This is a genomic window from Streptomyces dysideae (genome assembly GCF_001514305.1).
GTDB classification, from domain to species: Bacteria; Actinomycetota; Actinomycetes; order Streptomycetales; family Streptomycetaceae; genus Streptomyces; species Streptomyces dysideae.
Genome location: NZ_KQ949075.1, coordinates 146,047 through 164,683, shown reverse-complemented (window position 1 = coordinate 164,683; position 18,637 = coordinate 146,047). Strand labels below are relative to the sequence as shown.

The window sequence follows — 18,637 nt, the reverse complement described above, 5'->3', positions numbered from 1 at the left end:
TTTCGAGAGACATACGGGGAGAGGGCACGGGGATGTCCGAGCGGGACGACGACCAGCGCGAGTTCGACATCAAGTGGGCGGACGGGGCGGAACACAAGGAGCCCTCCGCCCGCGCCCGTATGCTCGCCGCCCGCTGGAAGGAGAACCCGCCCGCGCCGCAGCCCTTCCGCGCCGACCCCGACCCGGTGAAGCCACGCCGGTCGTCGTGGACGTCGACGGCCGTGGTGCTGGGCTGTGTGGCCGCGGTGATCGTGCTGCTGGGATACGTCAACTTCCGGGCGCCCTACTAGGGACTTTTGCCCCAGGGACCTTTTGCCGCCCCTGGGGCCGTTCGGGAAGGCCTCATGGGCGGGCGGCGGTGCACACTGGCAGTGGGACGAGTGCCTGACTGCGGGGTGATGCATGATGCAGAGCCGCTTCCGGAGCGATCGGCGGCTGACCGCCCGTATGGGGGTCACGCTGTTTCTGCTCGGACTGTTGTATGTGGGGTTCGTCGCCGCGCTGATCGTGCTGCTGAAGTCCTGGGTGCTGGTCGTCGTGATCGCGGCCGCGCTGCTCGGGGCGCAGTACTGGTTCTCCGACCGGATCGCGCTGTACGCGATGCGCGGGCGGGTCGTGGAGCGGGAGGAGTATCCCGGCCTGCACGGCGTGGTCGACCGGCTGTGTGCCATCGCCGACATGCCCAAGCCCGTCGTCGCCGTCTCGGACATCGACATGCCGAACGCGTTCGCGACCGGGCGCAATGCCGATCACGCCGTCGTGTGCGTGACCACGGGGCTGCTGCGGCGGCTGGAGAAGGACGAGCTGGAGGGTGTGCTCGCGCACGAGCTGTCGCATGTGGCGCACAAGGACGTCGCCGTGATCACGGTCGCCTCGTTCCTCGGTGTGATCGCGGGGCTGATCGTGCGGTTCGCCTTCTACTCGCAGCTGTTCGGGGGCGGCAGGCGGGACCAGAACACCGCCGTGGTGTTCGCGGCTGTGATGGGTGTCTCCGCGGCCGTCTACGCGATCAGCTTCGTGCTGATCCGGGCCCTGTCCCGGTACCGGGAGCTGTCGGCGGACCGGTCGGCGGCGCTGCTCACCGGCCGTCCCTCCGCGCTGGCGTCCGCGCTCACCAAGGTCTCCGGCGACATCGCGAGGATCCCGACCAAGGACCTGCGGACCGCGCAGGCCTTCAACGCCTTCTACTTCTCCCCCGCGCTGGGCCGGGAGCCCGGCATCGCGCGGTTCTTCTCGACCCACCCGAGCCTGGAGCAGCGGCTCGACCAACTGGGGCGGATCTCCGCCGAGTTGGGCGAGGCGGCGGCTCCCGGAGGGGCGTGAGCATGGGGCTGCTGGACATCCTGCTGGGCCGTACGAAACCGGTCGCGCCCGATCTCGACCAGCTGTTCGCTCTGCCGTCGGCGGCGGTGACCCTGGAGGTTGCCGCCGGGTTCCGGCCGACGGGGAGCGGGGCGGTGTGCTTCGCCACGGTCGAGGGCGCGGCGTTCGAGCAGACACACCGTGAGGTGCAGGCGCTGCTGGACGCGGACGCCGGGCGGGACGGGCCGCCGGTGCGGTTGGCCCGGGACGAGTACGGCTACTCCTGGCTGGTCTCCGAGCGTGCCCCCGACCAACTGCCGGAGCTGGTCAACGATCTGCACGCGGTGAACAGCGCGATGGAGGTCAACGGGTTCGGGCCGCAGCTGCTGTGCTCGCTCGCGGCGTTCGGGGACGAGTCGGGGCGGCGGCTCGCGCTCGTCTATCTCTACAAGCGCGGCACCTTCTACCCCTTCGCGCCGCTGGCCGGTGCGGCCGAGCGGCGCGACAACCCGCTGGAGCTCCGGGTGCGGGCGGCACTCGGTGACGACCTGCGGATCGAGCAGGACCTCAACCGCTGGTTCCCGGTGTGGGGCGCCCCCGGGATGTGAGCGGGGGCGCCCGGGCCGGTCACCAGCGGTCGTCTCACTTGCTGCGCTCGCGCTCCTGGCGGCGGGACTCCAGGGGGCGCTCGCGGCGGTAGCGGCGCTCCCACTTGGCCTGCCGGTCACGGCGGTCGCGGTAGGAGCGGTAGTCCGAGGGCATGGGTCCCCCGCCCGACGGGCCTCCGGCGCCTGATCCGCGCGCTGCGGACGAGCTCCGCCCGTACTGCAGGTAGAGGAAGAGCAGGGCGACGGCGGCGAGCCAGTAGAGGTGGTTTCCGAATCCTAGGATCACCAGGACGACGGTCCCGGACATCATGATGGTGCCCATCTCGGGCCTCCGTGGGCGTGGGTCGGTTCTGAGCGGTGACAGATGTCCCGACGGGGCGCTGGGGGATGGGCGACCGTCCGTCGGTGCGTAGAGAGTAGCCCCGAGTCCGCAGGCTGATGCCTGTCCTGCGGGAAGCGGGGTGAGCAGCTCCGCAACGCTTGTCCAGCGTAGGGAGACGGTCACTCGGCGTGCATCTTCTTTTTCCCGCGTCTGGTTGAGGGGCGTCTGTTTGAGCTGAGGGGCGTCTGTTTTGAGGGGCCGATCAGGCCTCCGGTGCCGCCGTGACGACGCCCGCCGCGACCGCCGCGCACAGGGCCGCGTGGTCGGCGGTGGTCTGGGCGGCGTAGGCCAGGGCGAAGTCGGCGACGGCGCGTTCGAAGGTGTCGGCGCCGCCCAGGTAGGCGGCGATGGCGATACGGTCGCCGGAGCGGGCGTGGGCCCGGGCCAGGGCGGTGCCGCAGAGGTGGGCGTAGCGGCGGAGTTCCGGCGGGGTCATTCCGGCGATGTCGGCGGAGGCCTTCATGTCGCGCAGCTGGCGCCAGTAGAAGGCGCGGCCCTGAGGGCCGGTCATCCAGCCGAGGAAGATGTCGCTTGCGGCTTGCAGCAGGCGCTGACCTGCGACGACGCGATGGCCGTGGTGGACGTAGGGGCCGCTCGGCAGATGCTCCTCGATGACCGACTTCCGCGCCTCCTTGATCTGCAGGAACAGCGGGTCGTCGGTGTCGCGTCCGGCGAGCAGGACGATGAAACAGCGGGTGCCTACGCTGCCGACGCCGACGACCTTGCGGGCGGCGTCGACGAAGCGGTAGCGGTCCAGGAGCAGGCGGCGCTCCTCGGAGAGGGTGGACCGGTAGTCGCTGAAGATCTTGCGCAGGGCGGCCGTGTCGGAGGCGCCGGCCGGCTCGATGAACGGCGGGTCGTGGATGATGCGGCGGCGTCCGTCGACGGTCTCGGTGAGCTTGCCGAGGGCCTGGAGGCTGGTGCGGCGGCGGGCCAGGGTGAGGCTGGACTCGACGCGGCGGCGGGCGCCGGCGGAGCGGACGAGGGGCAGCAGGCTGTCGGCGTCGATGCGCTCGTACCAGACGGCGAGTTCGCCCTTGCGGGCCAGCCCGCGGATGTGGGTGCGGTACGCGTGGCCCGCCTCCTGGGCGGCGCGGTGGACCTGCGGTTCGGGGTGGCCGCTCTCGCGGGCGGCGACTGCGACGCTGGCGGCGAGGCGTTTGACGTCCCACTCGAAGGGGCCCGGGTAGGTCTCGTCGAAGTCGTTGAGGTCGAAGAGGAGGGCGCGTTCCGGGGAGGCGTACAGGCCGAAGTTGAGCAGATGGGCGTCGCCGCAGAGCTGGACGGTCAGGCCGGTGTGCGGGCTTGCGGCGAGGTCGCCGGCCATCACGGCGGCGGATCCGCGCAGGAAGGCGAAGGGGGAGGCGGCCATGCGGGCGTACCGGACCGGCAGTAGCTCCGTGAGGCGGTCGCGGCCCTGGCGTTCCAGTACGGCGACCGGGTCGGGGCGGTCGACGGAGGGGAGCCAGGTGGCGTGGGCGGAGCGGGGGATGTGTTTGCGGGCGGTTTTGCCTTGGCTGGCGCGGGTGGCGCGGGTGGTGGGCGTGGTCATGGGGTGGGCCGTGTCGCCGTCGGTCGCTGTATGCCGTGCCGGTCCATTGCGCCTCCCTGGTGGTGTCACCTCCTGATCGCAGTGAAAGTCCGGGGGTGGGGTGGCGCATGTTCAGGTCGGCGAACGGGTGACGGGAGGGAGGCGGGGTGGCGGGGGCTTCGATGGGTTTTTCGCCCCCGCCGCCCCTTCCCGTCCCATCCCCAGGGGCTCCGCCCCTTCGACCCCGCTGGGGGCTGCGCCCCCAGACCCCGCTTCGGCCCTGAAGGGGCCTTGTCCTCAAACGCCGGACGGGCTGGATGATGCGGACCGGCGTCGATAGGTGCCGGACGGGCGGAAAGATGCCGGGTGCCGCCGATCGGCAGGTGGCACCCGGCGTCGCCCCGTTACCTCGCGTACCTCATCAGTGCTCGCACCATGTGGCACGTCGTGTCCGACGGCGGGTGGACGCCGATCATTTCCGCCGTCGTGCGGATCGTCTCGTTGCGGGCCTGGTTGGGTACGTGGACGCCCGAGTCGAGCAGGGCTATGGCCAGGCGCATTGCCTTGAGGCGGCGGTTGTGGGTGATGTACCAGTCGCGCGGCCGGCCCGGCGGCAGGGGCCTCTTCTCGACGGGTGCGTAGGGCAGGTCGAGCAGGACAGGGTGCTTCGCGGTGGACTGGGTCGGCAGCGGCTTCGTCTTCAGTGCGGCAGCGGGCACAGGCATCCTCCTGTCGCGGTCAGGGCGTCCCATCCGGAGATCTCGGTCCCCCCGGCGACACCCTCGAACACTGCTTCTATTCTACTGCCCACCACTGACAATCGCCCCTGGCCACAAGGGCTTTCGGGGGTCCTGTGACCCAGGTGCAAGACGGGTTTTCGCGTACCGTGGGCGGCATGGAGATCTGGATCAATCCGGCTTGTTCGAAGTGCCGCAGTGCCATCAAACTGCTCGATGCCGAGGGCGCCGACTACACCGTCCGCCGGTATCTGGAGGACGTACCCGGCGAGGACGAGATCCGGGAGGTGCTCGACCGGCTCGGGCTGGAGCCGTGGGACATCGCCCGTACCCAGGAGGCCGTCGCCAAGGAACTCGGGCTCAAGGAGTGGGCTCGGGACGCCGGTTCGCGGGAGCGGTGGGTCAAGGCCCTTGCCGAGCACCCCAAATTGATCCAGCGGCCCATCATCACCGCGGACGACGGCACGGCCGTGGTCGCCCGTACCGACGAGGCCGTACGGGACGCTTTGTCGCGTTAGGCGGGCGGCAAGTGGTATGTCCGGCGGCGGGAGTTGGGGCGGCATCCGCTGTTACCCTCCGCCGCCATGACCTTTGGTGATCAAGGAATGCCGTATGGGCCGGCGGGTCCGGACCCCTACACCCAGTGGATGATCGAGCAGGAGCGCATACGCCGGCGTCGGCTGCGGATGCGGATCGCGGTGGGTGGTGTGGTGGGGGTCGTACTCGTCGCCGCCGTTGCCGCCGGGGCCGTGCTGGGTACCGGCGGCGGTGGCAGCGATGGCGGCGACCGGGATTCGGCGGGCCGCTCGCCCGCTCCCTCCGGCACCCCGTCCACCCATGCCTCGCTCCTCTCCCGCCCGGTGATCCGGGCCGAGCAGGCCTTCCCGGAGAAGAGCGTGCTGCTGAAGGACGGTTCCCGGTACGAGCGTGTCGACCTCGCCACCACCACCGACTGCGCGCAGGGCATGTCGCCGGAGCTGGCCTCGCTGGCCGAAATGGGCGAGGGGTGCCTGCGGTTGACGTCCGCCCTGTTCACGGATCACGAGCGGCGTTCGCAGGTGACCGTCTCGGTGGTGAGTTTCCGGCGGGCCGAGGATGCCTGGCTGGTGTTCGGGACGGCCGCCATGGATCCGGTGACGTATCAGGTGGTCTCGCTCGACCCTCCGCCGTCGGCCGGGCTGCCGACCGTGCCGCCCGGTTCCGCCGGTGTGTTCCGGCGGCTGGCGACCGTGCGGTCCGTGGTGTTCGCCAACGGGCAGTGGGGTGACGGGTCGGAGACCGAGGAGGCGGAGATCACCCGGCAGACGGAGGGGCTGCTCCAGTACGTCAACGACACGGTGGTGGCGTACGAGGGAGGCGGCTCCGGCGGGAGCTGATCCCAACGGGCGCGTATGTGACGTACGTTACTTCGGTGACTCCTGTAACCGCTGAGTAACCTCGTTCGGTATCTCGTACATAGCGGCGTACGCTCCCCTACCTCTTTGGAGGCGGCGCATGTCGCGCAGGAGAACGCTCAGTACGAAGAAGAAGCTCGCGCTGCTCGCGAGCGCGGCGGCGGTGGCGGGAGGCGGCGCCTTTGCCATGGCGGCCACCTCGAACGCCGCGCAGAGTCCGCAGTCCGCCGCGGACTCCACGGTCTGCCAGGGGCTCGCCACCGCCCTCGGCAACAACCAGAAGTTCATCGACGGCCAGCGCGCCGCTCCGGACGCGCAGTCCGCGGCGCGAATCGTCAACCGTGAGGCGGTCGTCGAGCAGATCAAGCTCCAGCAGAAGGCGTCCGGGTGTGTGGTCGGGGAGTCGGCTCAGGACTCCCAGGCCGCGCCGCCCGAGCAGGCGGAGCAGCCGGCGCAGGCGGCTTCACCGACGGCCGCCGCCGGGTCCGGGCAGCAGGTGTGCAACGGCTCCACCGTCACGCTGTCCGGCGAGGGCGGTGCTCCGGCCGCGTCCAGCAACCAGTTCCCGGTGGGGACGAAGCTGAAGGTCACCAACCTGGACAACGACAAGTCCACGACGGTGGAGGTCACTTCGGTCTCCGGCAGCTGCGCACTGCTGAACAACGCGGCCTTCGAACAGGTCCGTGAGCCCGGCAAGTTCCTGATCCGCCGGGCCGTGATCGAGAAGGTGGGGTGAGGCTATCCGCGTAGGAAATCGCTGAGGCGGCGGGTCAGTTCGGGGGGTGCGGCCTGCGGCAGCGCGTGGTGGGAGACGTCGGGGACCACGTCGACTTCCACGTGCGTCAGCAACTCACTCGCCCTGCTCGCCACCGAGTACGTGATGGGGGTCCCCCCGCTCGAGCGAAGTCGAGAGTGGGGGAGGGTCCTGCTGCTCCCGGCCAGGAGCAGCAGGACCGGCACGTCCAGGGCCCGCAGTGCCTCCCGCGCCGGACGCGGACCCGTCACCGGACGTGCGGAGGGGAAGCCGGCGGCCGCCTCCTGAAGGCGGAGCCAGTCGGGGTCGAGGGGAACTCCCCCGGTCTCCCACTCCAGGAAGGCACGGACGCGGCGCGGCGAGGGCCGCAGCAGCATCGGCAGGGCGTGCAGCAGGTACGCCGCCTTGTACCCGGCGAAGCACTGGGTCGGGTCCAGGAGGAACAGGCGGCGCACCCGGCCGGGCGCGCTCAGCGCGTACCGCAGTGCGGTCCAGGCACCGTACGAATGCCCGCCCACGTCCGCCCGCCGCACGCCGAGTCCGTCGAGTACCGCGTCCAGCCAGGCGGCCAGGTCGGCGACCGTACGGGGGTGACGGTCGGCGGCCGGGGTGCTGCGGCCCGGGGCGCCGACCAGGTCGACGGCGTACACGCGGTGGGTCTCGGCGAGGGCGGCGGCCTGGGCGCACCAGGAGGCGGAGGTCGCTCCCCCGCCGCCCGGCAGGAGCAGGAGCGGGCGCCCGTCGCGCGGGCCGCAGGCATTGACGTACGCCGTCCCGAACGGCGTCGGGACGGTCACCGCCTCCCGCTCCGCGGGCCACTTGGCCATGACCTTGTCGTACGCGGCCAGAAAACCGTCCCTGTCGTACCCGCCCCGGACGCTCACGAGCCTCAGCCCCTCCCCTATTATCTCGCTCGGCGAGATACTTGTTGGGCGAGATGATAGTCGGAGGCGGAGCATGCACAAGCCGGGGCCCGAAATGGAGATCGTCCATCTGCTGCGCGCGGTGACGGTCGAACTCGGCCTGCACACCGCCCGGTTCGCGAACCGGAACGGCATGCACCCCACCGACGTCCGTGCCCTGATCGCCCTCATGGACGCCTCCCGCGCGGGCGAGGAGATGACGGCAGGGCGGCTCGGGGCCGCGCTCGGGATCAACTCGGCGGGGACCACGGCGCTGGTCGACCGGCTGGAGCGGGCCGGGCACGTACGACGGGTGCGCGGGGAGCGGGACCGGCGCAAGGTCGTGATCGAGGTGAGCGAGGAGGCGGTCGAGCTCGGGTGGGCCCACTTCGGACCGCTGATCGGGCGGGCCGTGGAGCTGCTCCGGGGGTACGACGAGCGGGAGCTGGCCTCGATCCGGGGGTTTCTGGGCGGGGTGCGGGAGGCGGCCGCCCAGGGTGACTGACCCCTGGAACCTCTCGTCAACCGCATCGCATACGAGCCGCCGCACCCGCCTCGATCCACGGTCGCAGTACCGTCGTGAACGGGTCTCTGTCGAGTTTCTGTACCCCTCCCCCCGGCCGCGCCCGCCCTCACAACGTGAGTCGCACCACAGAACGACCAGGTAACACGGGGTTCACATTCGAGCAATGATCGGGAAATCGCCTGTTGACAGGCTCGCGGGCAACAAGAGCGGCGCCCCAGTGCCGCAGCGCCGCAGCACCCGCAAGTGCGCCTAGAGACCCACCCCGAAGGATGTGGCCCGTGACCTTCAAGGCTGAGTACATCTGGATCGACGGCACCGAGCCGACGGCCAAGCTCCGTTCCAAGACGAAGATAATGGCGGACGGTGCCAAGGGTGCCGAGCTGCCGATCTGGGGCTTCGACGGCTCTTCCACGAACCAGGCCGAGGGGCACTCCTCGGACCGTGTCCTCAAGCCGGTCTTCTCCTGCCCCGACCCGATCCGCGGCGGCGACGACATCCTCGTCATGTGCGAGGTCCTCAACATCGACATGACGCCGCACGAGTCCAACACCCGTGCCGCGCTGGTCGAGGTCGCCGAGAAGTTCGCGGCTCAGGAGCCGATCTTCGGCATCGAGCAGGAGTACACGTTCTTCAAGGACGGCTACCCCCTCGGCTTCCCCAAGGGCGGCTTCCCCGCCCCGCAGGGCGGCTACTACTGCGGTGTCGGCGCCGACGAGATCTTCGGCCGTGACGTCGTCGAGGCCCACCTGGAGAACTGCCTGAAGGCAGGTCTCGCGATCTCCGGCATCAACGCCGAGGTCATGCCCGGCCAGTGGGAGTTCCAGGTCGGCCCGGTCTCCCCGCTGGAGGTCTCCGACCACCTGTGGATCGCCCGCTGGCTGCTCTACCGCACCGCCGAGGACTTCGGCGTCGCCGCGACGCTGGACCCGAAGCCGGTGAAGGGCGACTGGAACGGCGCCGGTGCGCACACCAACTTCTCCACCAAGGCGATGCGCGAGGGCTACGACGCGATCATCACCGCGTGCGAGTCGCTCGGTGAGGGCTCCAAGCCGCTCGACCACGTCAAGAACTACGGCGCCGGCATCGACGACCGTCTGACCGGTCTGCACGAGACCGCCCCGTGGAACGAGTACTCCTACGGCGTCTCGAACCGCGGTGCCTCGGTCCGTATCCCGTGGCAGGTCGAGAAGGACGGCAAGGGCTACATCGAGGACCGCCGTCCCAACGCCAACGTCGACCCGTACATGGTGACCCGCCTGATCGTCGACACGTGCTGCTCCGCGCTGGAGAAGGCCGGCCAGGTCTGATCCCCCGCTTCTTCCCGGAAGGGGCGCCCGCCGAGATGGCGGGCGCCCCTTCTGTGTGCCGTGCCATGGGGACGGGGACCGGCCGGATGATCGCGTTGTCAGTGGGGCGTGTCATCGTGGGGGCATGGTGATCGGCGGGGACGGCCTGGGGATCAAGGCCGAGACGGAGAACTGGCAGACGCACGCGAGGATTTCGGCGATGGGGGTCCCCGCGCTCGAGCGAAGTCGAGAGTGGGGGAGGCTGCGGGAGCTGGTGGAGCGGATCGGAGGTGCGGGGGACCGGTTCCTGGTGGTGCATCGGATACCGGACATCCCTGATGTGTTCGCGCAGGCGATCACCGTCGCCCCGCTGCTCCGGCACCGGCGGCTGGAGGGCTGACGCGCACGGCAGGTGTCCTAGGTGTGAGAGGAGGGGCGACTGACCGGGGGGCGCTTCTGCTTCAATGGGGGCATGGCCAGCTTCCAGAAGATCTCCGCGACGGGTCGCCATGACCTCGAGCCCTTCTGGCCCTCCCGTCAGCATCACGACTTCGACCGGGTGTGTTGCCGCGCGACGAACGCGCCGGCCCGCTAGAGCCGTACACCCCGGCCCTCGGCCCGCGCGCCTCGACGTACGTCCCTCGACGAGCCCGACCACGATCTGGCGGCCGTCGACTCTCCCGACGAACCTCTCGCGCGAAAGAGCTGACCTCTCATGGCGACCACTCGTTCCCTGTCCACCGCCGACGCCCTCTTCCCCGACGGCTCGCGCCACCGGCTGCGTGCCGTCGTCCGGGACGGCAGCGTAGCCGCCCCGGACGACGCGGACCTTCTGCCGCCGGGTGCCACCTGGCTGCCCGCACCCCAGCACAGCCTGCCCGTCCTGCCGGGGCAGCCGCCGATGGTCGGCTACCTCGTGCTCGTCCCGGCCGACCAGCAGCCGCCGTTCCTGCCGGTCGGCGTCCCGGGCCTTCCCTCGCAGGCCGAGGACTCGGGCGGCGCGCCGCTCGTCCGCGTCGACACCGTGCAGCGCACCGCCGAGGTCGACGGGCGTGAACTCGACCTCACCTACCTGGAGTTCGAGCTGCTCGCGCATCTCGTGGCGCATCCCCACCGGGTGCACAGCCGCGACCAGCTGGTCGGCACGGTGTGGGGGTACGGCCACGTCGGCGACGGCCGCACCGTCGACGTCCACATCGCGCGGCTGCGGCGGAAGCTGGGCGCCGAGCGCCGGGACGTGATCCAGACGGTGCGGCGGGTGGGGTACAAGTACGCTCCGCCGGCCGGGCGGTGACGGCTTCTCCGGGCTTCTGCTGAGGGCAGATTGCCGTTCCGTCCCACGGATCCGTCGTACACAGTCACTGGCATGAGACTTCTGATGCTGGGTGGTACGCACTTCGCGGGGCGGGCCGTCGTCGAGGCGGCGCTCGGGCGCGGCTGGGACGTGACCGTCTTCCACCGGGGGCAGCATGAACCGCCCGCCGGGGCCCGGTCGTTGCTCGGCGACCGCACGGCGCCCGAGGGGTTGGCCGCGCTCGCCGAGGGCGAGTGGGACGCCGTCGTCGACACCTGGTCGGCGGCACCCCGGGCGGTGCGGGACACGGCGCGGCTGCTGCGGGGCCGCGCCGGGCGGTATGTGTACGTGTCGAGCTGCTCGGTGTACGCGTGGCCCCCGGCCGCCGGGTACACCGAGGAGGCGCCGCTGGTCGAGGGCGCCGCGGCGGACGCGGAGCAGACCGAGTACGCCGAGGACAAGCGGGGCGGCGAGCTGGCCGCCGTCGAGGCCTTCGGCGCGGACCGTTCGGTGCTGGTGCGGGCCGGGCTGATCCTCGGGCCCTACGAGGATGTGGGCCGGCTGCCGTGGTGGCTGGCCCGGATCGCCCGCGGCGGGGCGGTGCTGGCGCCGGGGCCGCGTGATCTGCCGCTGCAGTACGTCGATGTGCGCGACCTCGCGGAGTGGGTCCTCGGGGCGGTGGAGCGGGAGTTGAGCGGACCGTACAACCTGATCGGGCCACGCGGGCACGCCACCATGGGTTCGCTGCTGGAGGCGTGTGTGGCCGCGACCGGCGGTCCGGCCGAGCTGCGCTGGACCGACCCGGACGTCGTCCTCGACGCGGGCATCGAGCCGTGGGTCCAGTTGCCGGTGTGGGTGCCGCCGGGCAGCGAGCTGCACGACGCCCTGCACGGCGCGGACGTGTCCAAGGCCCTTGCCGCGGGGCTGCGTTGCCGGCCCGTCGCGGAGACCGTCGCCGACACCTGGCGCTGGCTCCAGGACATCGGCGGCACGGCGCCCCACCGCCCGGACCGGCCGGAGAAGGGCATCGGCCCGGAGCTGGAGGCGAAGGTCCTCGCGGCCGCCGAGGAAGCGGACGGTGTATCTGGCACCACCCCCTGACCGGGGGGCGAAGCCCAGTGACCCCGTCCCCCGCCTCCGCGAGACTGACGGCATGACCACAGAGACGAAGAAGAGCGGCGGCGACAGCAGGGCGCGGGGCATGGTGTCGGCGGCGGCACGGGGGCTCGGGCTGGCTCTGGTGGCACTGCCGGGGGCGGTGCTCTGTTTCACGCTCACCCTGGTGTCCGTCGCGCTCATCCCGATCGGGGTCGGGATCGTGACGACACCCTGGGTGCTCACGGGGGTGCGGGCGTTCGCCGACTGGCGGCGACTTCTCGCGGCGCAGTGGTGCGGGGTGCGGATCCCGTCGGCGTACCGGCCGATACCGGAGGGCGCCAATCCCTGGACGCGCACCTTCGGGATGCTGGGTGATCCGGCGACCTGGCGGGATCTGCGGTGGCTGCCGGTCGACATGACGGCGGGGTTCGTCACCGCTCTGCTGCCGGCCGTGCTGGTGCTGTATCCGCTGGAGGGGTTCGCGCTGGCGGCCGGGCTGTGGCGGGTGTTCACGGACGCGACGGGCGGCACGTACTGGTATCTCTTCGTGCCGATCACCGGGCAGGTCACCGCGGTCGTCGCCGGTGTCCTGGGCGCCGTGCTCCTCGTGTTCGCCCACTTCTTCACCACGCGCCTGCTGCACGCCCACTTCCGGCTCACCCGGGCCGTGCTGGCCGCCAACCAGGGTGAACTGTCCGAGCGGGTCCGGGTGCTGACCGAGACGCGCCGCGACGCCGTCGACACCTCCGCCGCCGAACTGCGCCGCATCGAGCGGGACCTGCACGACGGCGCGCAGGCCCGGCTCGTCGCCATGGGCATGGACCTCGGCACCATCGAGATGCTCCTCGACAAGAATCCGGAGCAAGCCAAGCAGTTGCTCGCCCAGGCCCGCAAGTCCTCCGCCGACGCGCTCGCCGAGCTGCGCGACCTGGTGCGCGGCATCCACCCGCCGGTGCTCGCCGAGCGCGGGCTGGGCGACGCCGTACGGGCGTTGGCGCTGCGGCTGCCGATCGCCACCGAGGTGAACGTGGAGCTGCCCGGCCGGGCGGAGGCGCCCGTGGAGTCGGCGGCGTACTTCGCGGTCAGCGAGGTCCTCACCAACGCGGTGAAGCATGCCGACGCCGAGCGGATCTGGGTCGACCTGCATCACGCCGACACCATGCTCCGTGTCTCGATCACCGACAACGGCAAGGGCGGCGCCCGGATCGGTGCCGGTTCGGGGCTGGCCGGAGTCGAGCGGCGACTGGGTACATTCGACGGCGTCCTGGCCGTCAGCAGTCCCGCGGGCGGTCCCACCATGGTCACCATGGAGATCCCTTGCGCGTTGTCCTAGCCGAAGACCTGTTCCTGCTGCGCGACGGACTCGTCCGGCTCCTCGAGGCCCATGACTTCGAGATCGCGGCGGCCGTGGAGACCGGGCCCGAGCTGGCCCGCGCGCTGGCCGAGCTGGAGCCGGACGTCGCCGTGGTCGACGTACGCCTGCCGCCGACGCACACCGACGAGGGCCTGCAGTGCGCACTGCAGGCCCGCCGCGACCGGCCGGGGCTGCCGGTGCTCGTGCTCTCGCAGCACGTCGAGCAGCTGTACGCCCGTGAGCTGCTCGCCGACGGCACCGGCGGGGTCGGCTATCTGCTGAAGGACCGGGTGTTCGACGCGGCGCAGTTCGTGGACGCCGTACGACGGGTCGCGGCGGGCGGCACCGCCATGGACCCGCAGGTGATCCAGCAGCTGCTCAGCCGGCGCGCGGCGGACGACCAGCCACTGGGGCGGCTGACGCCCCGCGAGCTGGAGGTGCTGGAGCAGATGGCGCAGGGGCGGTCGAACGCGGCCATCGCCGGCAAGCTCGTCGTCACGGAACGGGCGATCGCCAAGCACACCGCCAACATCTTCGCCAAACTGGGCCTGGAGGTGTCGGACGACGACAACCGCCGCGTCCTGGCGGTTCTCGCGTATCTCGACCACGGCCGCTGAAAGCGGACCGCCGCTCGCCCACCTGCCGTAAGGGATCAACAACTCGGGGTGTTTATTGGGCAGTTGAGGGTGGAATGTCTTCCGAACCTCTCATCAATTTCTGAGACGGCTGAACACTCGTGGGACCACGCCCGTATGGATGGGAGCCGCTTCACTCCTGTCGGGCGCCTCGATGCCCCGCAAGGAAGTCAGAGGAGTTCCATGGGACGCACAACAAGAAAACGCCGTACGCCGCTGGCCACCAAGGCCATTGCCGCATCGGCGGCCCTAGCGCTCGGTGGGGGCGGGCTTGTCTGGGCCAACTTCTACGCCTCGGCCCATGAGTCGGGCTCGGGGCAGAACCAGATCAAGGCCGCCGGTGCGCAGATCGCCACGATCCAGTGTCCTGACGTCGGTCAAGAGCTGCGCGACGTGCCGGAGAAGGCGCGCGCCGGTGTCGACCAGGAGCTGGCGAACCTCGACAAGCAGGTCACCGAGGCCTACACCCGGCTCGCGTCGACGCGTCAGGCCCAGGCGGGTGACTCGGGATTCGTGCAGAACGCGATCCTCGGCCCGCTGAAGTCCAAGCGGACCGCGGCCATCGACCGCATCGGCATCAACATCCGGCGCGTGGGCGGCCAGGCCCCCAACGGGCTGGAGCAGCTCGCCGAGTGCAAGGGCATGGGGGTCGACGAGGTCAACAACGGCGACGGCCAGAACGGCGACGGTCAGGACCAGGGCCAGGACAACGGCCAGGACCAGGGCCAGGTCGGGGACAACGGCAACGGTGCTGCCGGCCCGGTTGCCGCCGACTTCGTCGACATCACCACCGTCCAGCCCAACACGCCCCCGGCGAACGGGAACGGTCTCAAGGCGAACGGGGACGGTGGTTCGACGGGTTCCTTCACCACGTCCTGCGGTGTGAACGAGAACAACAAGTTCAACACCGACAACCTCATCGTCGCCCCGGGTGTCGACAACGGCGCGCACCACCTGCACGACTACGTCGGCAACCAGGACAACGACGCCTTCTCCAGCGACGAGGACCTCGCGAACGCGGACACCTCGTGCCAGAACCAGGGTGACAAGTCCACCTACTACTGGCCGGTGCTCCGTATTCAGGACGGCACCCAGGAGTTCGACGCCAACGAGCTCGGCGGTGGCCTCGAGGGCAACGTCGGCAAGGTCCTGAAGGCCCAGCAGGCCGAGATCAAGTTCGTCGGCAACAAGGCGAGCGAGGTCGTCGCGATGCCGCGGTTCCTGCGCATCATCACCGGCGCGGCCAACGCGTTCACCAACGGCGACGCGAACGCCAACGCCTCCATGAGCTGCACCGGCTTCGAGGACAGGCAGCTGACGGACAAGTACCCGATCTGCCCCGAGGGCAGCCAGGTGGTCCGCACGGCCAACTTCCAGAGCTGCTGGGACGGTCAGAACATCGACAGCGCCAACCACCGTGACCACGTGGACTTCGTCCAGGCGGACGGAACCTGCGCGAACGGTTTCCAGGCGATCCCCCAGCTGCAGATCCGACTGGTGTACGACGCCCCGGCCCCGGTCATCGAGAACGGACAGATCCAGAACCCGTTCGCGGTGGACGGCTTCCCGGAGCAGCTGCACAAGCCGATCACCGACCACAACGACTTCATCAACGTCATGGATGACAACCTGATGAACCAGGTGGTCCAGTGCATCAACACCGGGCAGGAATGCCAGTGACCCGGTGACCCAGTGAGGAAGGCCGGTGGCGGGATTCCCCGTCACCGGCCTTCTGCTGTGTCCGTCCGTACGGTCAGCCGCTGTGCTCGGAGCCGTGCTCGGAGTCCGCGCTGTGGTCCGTCCCCTGCTCCAGGGTGCCGCCGAGCGTGCCGCGCAGCTCCGTGACGACGTCGTCGTGGCCGACGGCGACCCACTTGCGGCCGACGAGGTAGTAACCGCCGTAGTCCTTGGCGGTGTTGATCCACTCGCGCTGGCCGCGGTCGGTGGCGAAGGTGGCGAGGATGTACTTCTCCTTGCCCTTCTTGCAGATGGCCTGGCGGATGGTGTCGGTGTCGGTCTGCATGTTCGGCTCGCACTTCGCCTCGGCGGCCAGGTGCTCCAGGCTCCCGGTGGCCGCCTCCGGCACCTCGTCGCCGCCGGATCCGCAGCCCGCCAGCGCCAGTACCGCCGCCGCGCCGGCCAGCGCGAGCCTCGGTCGGGTCAACCTCATCTGTTCCTCCGGTCCGTGCATGCCGCAGTGGGCCCCGGGCGAGGGGCCTCACCTCAGATACGGCCGTGACGCGCGGTGCGCTCAAATCCGGTGCCCGAGTGAGCACGCCCGTGCGATTGTGGGCCGGTGAACCAAGACTGGGAAGACCGAGTGACCGCCGCCTGGGCGACCTTCGACGACTACGCCGAGGCGGAGGCGGCCGACTTCCGGGCCGTGATCGACGCCCTCGTCGCCGAACTGCCCGACGACAGCCCGCTGGGCCCCTTCGAGCAGGCCTGCGCCTGGGACTCGACGGGTCACTCGGACAGGGCGGTGCCGCTGTACCGGGAGGCGCTGGCTCTGGGGCTGACCGGGTACCAGGGCCGCCGCGCCAAGATCCAGTTGTCCAGCTCGCTGCGGAACATCGGGCAGGCCGAGGAGGGCGTCAAGCTGCTGACACCCGAACTGGACGCGCCCTCCGACGCGTTGGACGACGCCGTACGGGCGTGTCTCGCCCTCTGCCTGTCCAGCCTCGGCCGGGACCGCGAGGGTCTGTCCCTCGTCCTGGGCGCCCTGGCCCCCCATCTGCCCCGCTATCAACGGTCGATGGCCAACTACGCGCGCGCACTGGTCGAGCCGGCCGGCTGAGTCACCCGGGTGGCGGTGACCAACCACCGATTCGCTCGTTCTGCTGAACGTGCAGTCACAGGATGTCGCCCCGCGCCCCGCACCCGCCCACGCCTTCACCGACCCGGTCGTCGACGTCGAGCAGGCCGAGGCCGCGCTCGTCGAGCACTACCCCCGGCTCGTCCGGCTCGCCTACCTGGTACTGCCGCCGAGCCTCGGCCGCAACCGGCGTGTCCTGACCGCGCACTCCCTCACCCAGCGCGCCCTGCCCAGAGGCCGGACGTCGACGCCCGTCGTCCCGGCCCAGAATGGGGGTCCCCCCGCTCGAGCGAATTCGAGAGTGGGGGAGGGCCGCGACGGCGATCCCGGGTACGCCTTCGTGCGTCTCCGGGTGCTGCGTACGGCACTGGAGGCGGGCCTGCCGCTGCGGCGCAGGGCGTGGCCCAAGCGGTCCCAGCTGCCGCCGCTGCTCCCGCAGGTGTGGGGCCTGCGCCTCTTCCCGCGCTCGGGCGGCGCCGACGAACTCGCCCTGGACCAGCGACTGTCAGCCCTCTCCGGCCCGGCCCGGGCGGCGTACGTCCTGTGCGGTCTGGAGAAGCTCCCCGACGGTGACGTACGCAGGGTACTGACCGCGGCCGGCGTGGACGACGTGGACGCGGCGCTGGACGAGGCCGACGCCGTGGACGCGCGGTACACGCTGCTGGACTCCCCCGAGTTCGACCCCTGTTCCCTGCACGCCCGGCCCACCGATCTGATGCGCCGCCGCCAGCACATGAAGGCCGCGCTCGCCGCCGGGGCCGCCCTCGTCGTGTGCGGGGCGCTGCTCGGCCTGCCCGGCGACGGCTGGGCCCCCGACGGCGCGGCCGCGCCCGCCTACGCGCAGAACCCGGTCGCCGAGGCCGCCCTGGACCCGGGCAGGTTGACGAAGGTCCCGGCGGCCGCGTGGCGGACCTCGGCGCGCACCGACTTCTCGGTGTGGCCCGCGCGCGGCGACCTCACCGGCGACAAGGCCCTGCTGCGCCGCGCCCTCGCCGTCTGGGCCCGCCCCGGCGAGACGGTCCAGGTCTCGGTGACCCCCGGCACCCCGTCCGGCGGCCCGGCCGGACCGCCGCAGCTCCTCTACGCCGGGACCGTCGACAACACGCGCGTGGTGATCCTGTACGACGGTCTGCGCATCGCCCGTTACGCCGAGCCGACGAAGGGCACGCAGGGCGCCGTCCTCGACTTCGCGCGGGTCGACGGCGCGACCGCGTCCGAGGCGAGCGCGCTGGTGCTGGGCCGGGCCGACGGCAACGTCCGCTATCTGACAGCGCCCTGGGTGACGAAGGCCGCCGAGCGTGACCTGCTGAAGCCGGGCGCCGGTGCCATGGACCTCGGGCTGACCGACGGGGTGACCGCGCCGCTGGCCAGCCCGGCCGCCCGGCAGGACGGCGCGTGCACCTCGTGGAACGTCCTCCAGCTGACCGCCGACGCCGGCACCCGTGTCTCGACCGACCTCGGCGAGCTGGTCCCGGCCCGCCTCACCACCGGCCGCCCCGGCGCCACCCGTGACGCGTCCGGCGCCGAGGCGCTGCGCACCTGGGCGCCGTTCGCCTGCTCGCTGGCCGACGCGCGGGCCCGGGGCGTGCGGTCGGTGAACGCCTGGGCGTACGCCGAGCAGCCGCTGCCCGACGCGAGCGGTACCGCGGACTGGGTGTGCACCCGGGCCGAGACCTGGCGGGGCGGCGGCCCGCGCGTGCTGGCGCAGTTCCACACACCGGGCGGGGCGCACGGGGCGGTGGCCGCGAAGGCCGAGAACGCCCCGGCGTGCGGGTCGCGCGATCCGCACGTACTGGCCGGGGTGCTGTGGAAGTCGAAGGCCGGGGGCTGGTATCTGCTGGCCGCGGGCAGCCGGGACACGGCGTCGATCCGGACGACGGGCGGGGTCGAGGGCGCCGGGCAGGGGAATCTGCTGGCGGTGCGGGCCGAGCAGGGGGCGCAGGCCGGGCTGAAGGGGACGCTTCAGGACGGGCGGTCGATCAACGCCCTGCGTTAGGGAGAGCGCCGGCTGATGCAGCG

The 18,637-nt window shown here is 71.3% G+C and carries 20 protein-coding genes and 1 pseudogene; 16 read left to right on the top strand and 5 right to left on the bottom strand.

Translation table 11 applies throughout. The annotated features are described in order from the left end of the window. Window positions 1–32: 32 nt before the first annotated feature. The 3 genes from AQJ91_RS00715 (at window position 33) to pspAB (ending at window position 1,910) form a co-directional block, all read left to right on the top strand. The gene (locus tag AQJ91_RS00715) at window positions 33–290 is read left to right on the top strand and encodes an SCO2583/SCO2584 N-terminal domain-containing protein (protein WP_067014598.1); all 258 of its coding nucleotides are present in this window, start codon (window positions 33–35) and stop codon (window positions 288–290) included. Between the two features lie 115 nt (window positions 291–405). Continuing rightward, complete coding sequence (gene htpX / locus AQJ91_RS00710) at window positions 406–1,323, top strand: zinc metalloprotease HtpX (RefSeq protein WP_067016018.1); 918 nt, start codon at window positions 406–408, stop codon at window positions 1,321–1,323. A 2-nt stretch (window positions 1,324–1,325) separates the two neighbouring features. Continuing rightward, window positions 1,326–1,910 carry a PspA-associated protein PspAB gene (pspAB, locus tag AQJ91_RS00705; RefSeq protein WP_067014596.1) on the top strand — a complete coding sequence of 195 codons (585 nt, stop codon included), beginning with the start codon at window positions 1,326–1,328 and terminating at the stop codon, window positions 1,908–1,910. Between the two features lie 34 nt (window positions 1,911–1,944). Here the strand turns inward: pspAB and AQJ91_RS00700 are convergent, their stop codons facing one another. From AQJ91_RS00700 to AQJ91_RS00690, 3 genes are all read right to left on the bottom strand, one after another. Further along, a complete protein-coding gene (locus tag AQJ91_RS00700; protein WP_067014594.1) occupies window positions 1,945–2,232 on the bottom strand; it encodes a hypothetical protein in 288 nt (95 codons plus the stop codon). Between the two features lie 262 nt (window positions 2,233–2,494). After that, a complete protein-coding gene (locus AQJ91_RS00695) occupies window positions 2,495–3,844 on the bottom strand; it encodes a DUF2252 domain-containing protein (protein WP_067014591.1) in 1,350 nt (449 codons plus the stop codon). Window positions 3,845–4,227: 383 nt separating this feature from the next. Next, complete coding sequence (locus AQJ91_RS00690; protein WP_067014588.1) at window positions 4,228–4,542, bottom strand: hypothetical protein; 315 nt, start codon at window positions 4,540–4,542, stop codon at window positions 4,228–4,230. Window positions 4,543–4,718: 176 nt separating this feature from the next. Here AQJ91_RS00690 and AQJ91_RS00685 point away from each other — a divergent pair, with 176 nt between their 5' ends. From AQJ91_RS00685 to AQJ91_RS00675, 3 genes are all read left to right on the top strand, one after another. Further along, window positions 4,719–5,078, top strand: a complete 360-nt coding sequence (locus AQJ91_RS00685; protein ID WP_067014586.1) for an arsenate reductase family protein — start codon at window positions 4,719–4,721, stop codon at window positions 5,076–5,078. A gap of 66 nt (window positions 5,079–5,144) precedes the next feature. Then, window positions 5,145–5,936, top strand: a complete 792-nt coding sequence (locus tag AQJ91_RS00680; protein WP_079084604.1) for a hypothetical protein — start codon at window positions 5,145–5,147, stop codon at window positions 5,934–5,936. A 118-nt stretch (window positions 5,937–6,054) separates the two neighbouring features. Beyond that, window positions 6,055–6,690, top strand: coding sequence for an RlpA-like double-psi beta-barrel domain-containing protein (locus AQJ91_RS00675; RefSeq protein WP_067014581.1), 636 nt, complete (start codon window positions 6,055–6,057; stop codon window positions 6,688–6,690). Between the two features lie 2 nt (window positions 6,691–6,692). Here AQJ91_RS00675 and AQJ91_RS00670 read toward each other — a convergent pair whose 3' ends face one another. Then, window positions 6,693–7,592 (bottom strand): alpha/beta fold hydrolase, encoded by a 900-nt coding sequence (locus AQJ91_RS00670; protein WP_067014578.1) that lies wholly within the window; start codon window positions 7,590–7,592, stop codon window positions 6,693–6,695. Between the two features lie 73 nt (window positions 7,593–7,665). On the opposite strand from AQJ91_RS00670, the gene AQJ91_RS00665 reads away from it, so the two are divergent. From AQJ91_RS00665 to AQJ91_RS00630, 8 genes and pseudogenes are all read left to right on the top strand, one after another. Next, window positions 7,666–8,115, top strand: a complete 450-nt coding sequence (locus tag AQJ91_RS00665; RefSeq protein ID WP_067014575.1) for a MarR family winged helix-turn-helix transcriptional regulator — start codon at window positions 7,666–7,668, stop codon at window positions 8,113–8,115. A gap of 299 nt (window positions 8,116–8,414) precedes the next feature. Continuing rightward, window positions 8,415–9,443 carry a glutamine synthetase gene (gene glnII / locus AQJ91_RS00660; RefSeq protein ID WP_067014572.1) on the top strand — a complete coding sequence of 343 codons (1,029 nt, stop codon included), beginning with the start codon at window positions 8,415–8,417 and terminating at the stop codon, window positions 9,441–9,443. Window positions 9,444–9,567: 124 nt separating this feature from the next. After that, window positions 9,568–9,774 (top strand): annotated as a pseudogene (locus AQJ91_RS00655) (hypothetical protein); the annotation flags it as partial. 363 nt (window positions 9,775–10,137) lie between these two features. Further along, complete coding sequence (locus tag AQJ91_RS00650) at window positions 10,138–10,716, top strand: winged helix-turn-helix domain-containing protein (RefSeq protein ID WP_067014567.1); 579 nt, start codon at window positions 10,138–10,140, stop codon at window positions 10,714–10,716. Window positions 10,717–10,788: 72 nt separating this feature from the next. Further along, a complete protein-coding gene (locus AQJ91_RS00645; RefSeq protein WP_067014564.1) occupies window positions 10,789–11,817 on the top strand; it encodes an NAD-dependent epimerase/dehydratase family protein in 1,029 nt (342 codons plus the stop codon). A 52-nt stretch (window positions 11,818–11,869) separates the two neighbouring features. Further along, window positions 11,870–13,147: a sensor histidine kinase gene (locus AQJ91_RS00640; RefSeq protein WP_067014561.1), complete on the top strand. Its 1,278-nt coding sequence runs from the start codon at window positions 11,870–11,872 to the stop codon at window positions 13,145–13,147. Further along, entirely contained in the window at window positions 13,132–13,785 is a 654-nt protein-coding gene (locus tag AQJ91_RS00635; protein ID WP_067014558.1) for a response regulator transcription factor, read from the top strand. The genes AQJ91_RS00640 and AQJ91_RS00635 overlap by 16 nt, the downstream gene beginning before the upstream one ends. A 201-nt stretch (window positions 13,786–13,986) precedes the next feature. After that, a complete protein-coding gene (locus AQJ91_RS00630) occupies window positions 13,987–15,483 on the top strand; it encodes a DUF1996 domain-containing protein (RefSeq protein WP_067014555.1) in 1,497 nt (498 codons plus the stop codon). A gap of 73 nt (window positions 15,484–15,556) precedes the next feature. Here AQJ91_RS00630 and AQJ91_RS00625 read toward each other — a convergent pair whose 3' ends face one another. After that, window positions 15,557–15,973, bottom strand: a complete 417-nt coding sequence (locus tag AQJ91_RS00625) for a hypothetical protein (RefSeq protein WP_067016016.1) — start codon at window positions 15,971–15,973, stop codon at window positions 15,557–15,559. 126 nt (window positions 15,974–16,099) lie between these two features. Here AQJ91_RS00625 and AQJ91_RS00620 point away from each other — a divergent pair, with 126 nt between their 5' ends. Together AQJ91_RS00620 and AQJ91_RS00615 are read left to right on the top strand one after the other, a co-directional pair. Continuing rightward, complete coding sequence (locus tag AQJ91_RS00620; protein WP_067014551.1) at window positions 16,100–16,600, top strand: tetratricopeptide repeat protein; 501 nt, start codon at window positions 16,100–16,102, stop codon at window positions 16,598–16,600. Window positions 16,601–16,649: 49 nt separating this feature from the next. After that, the gene (locus AQJ91_RS00615; RefSeq protein WP_067014548.1) at window positions 16,650–18,614 is read left to right on the top strand and encodes a hypothetical protein; all 1,965 of its coding nucleotides are present in this window, start codon (window positions 16,650–16,652) and stop codon (window positions 18,612–18,614) included. Window positions 18,615–18,637 lie beyond the last annotated feature (23 nt).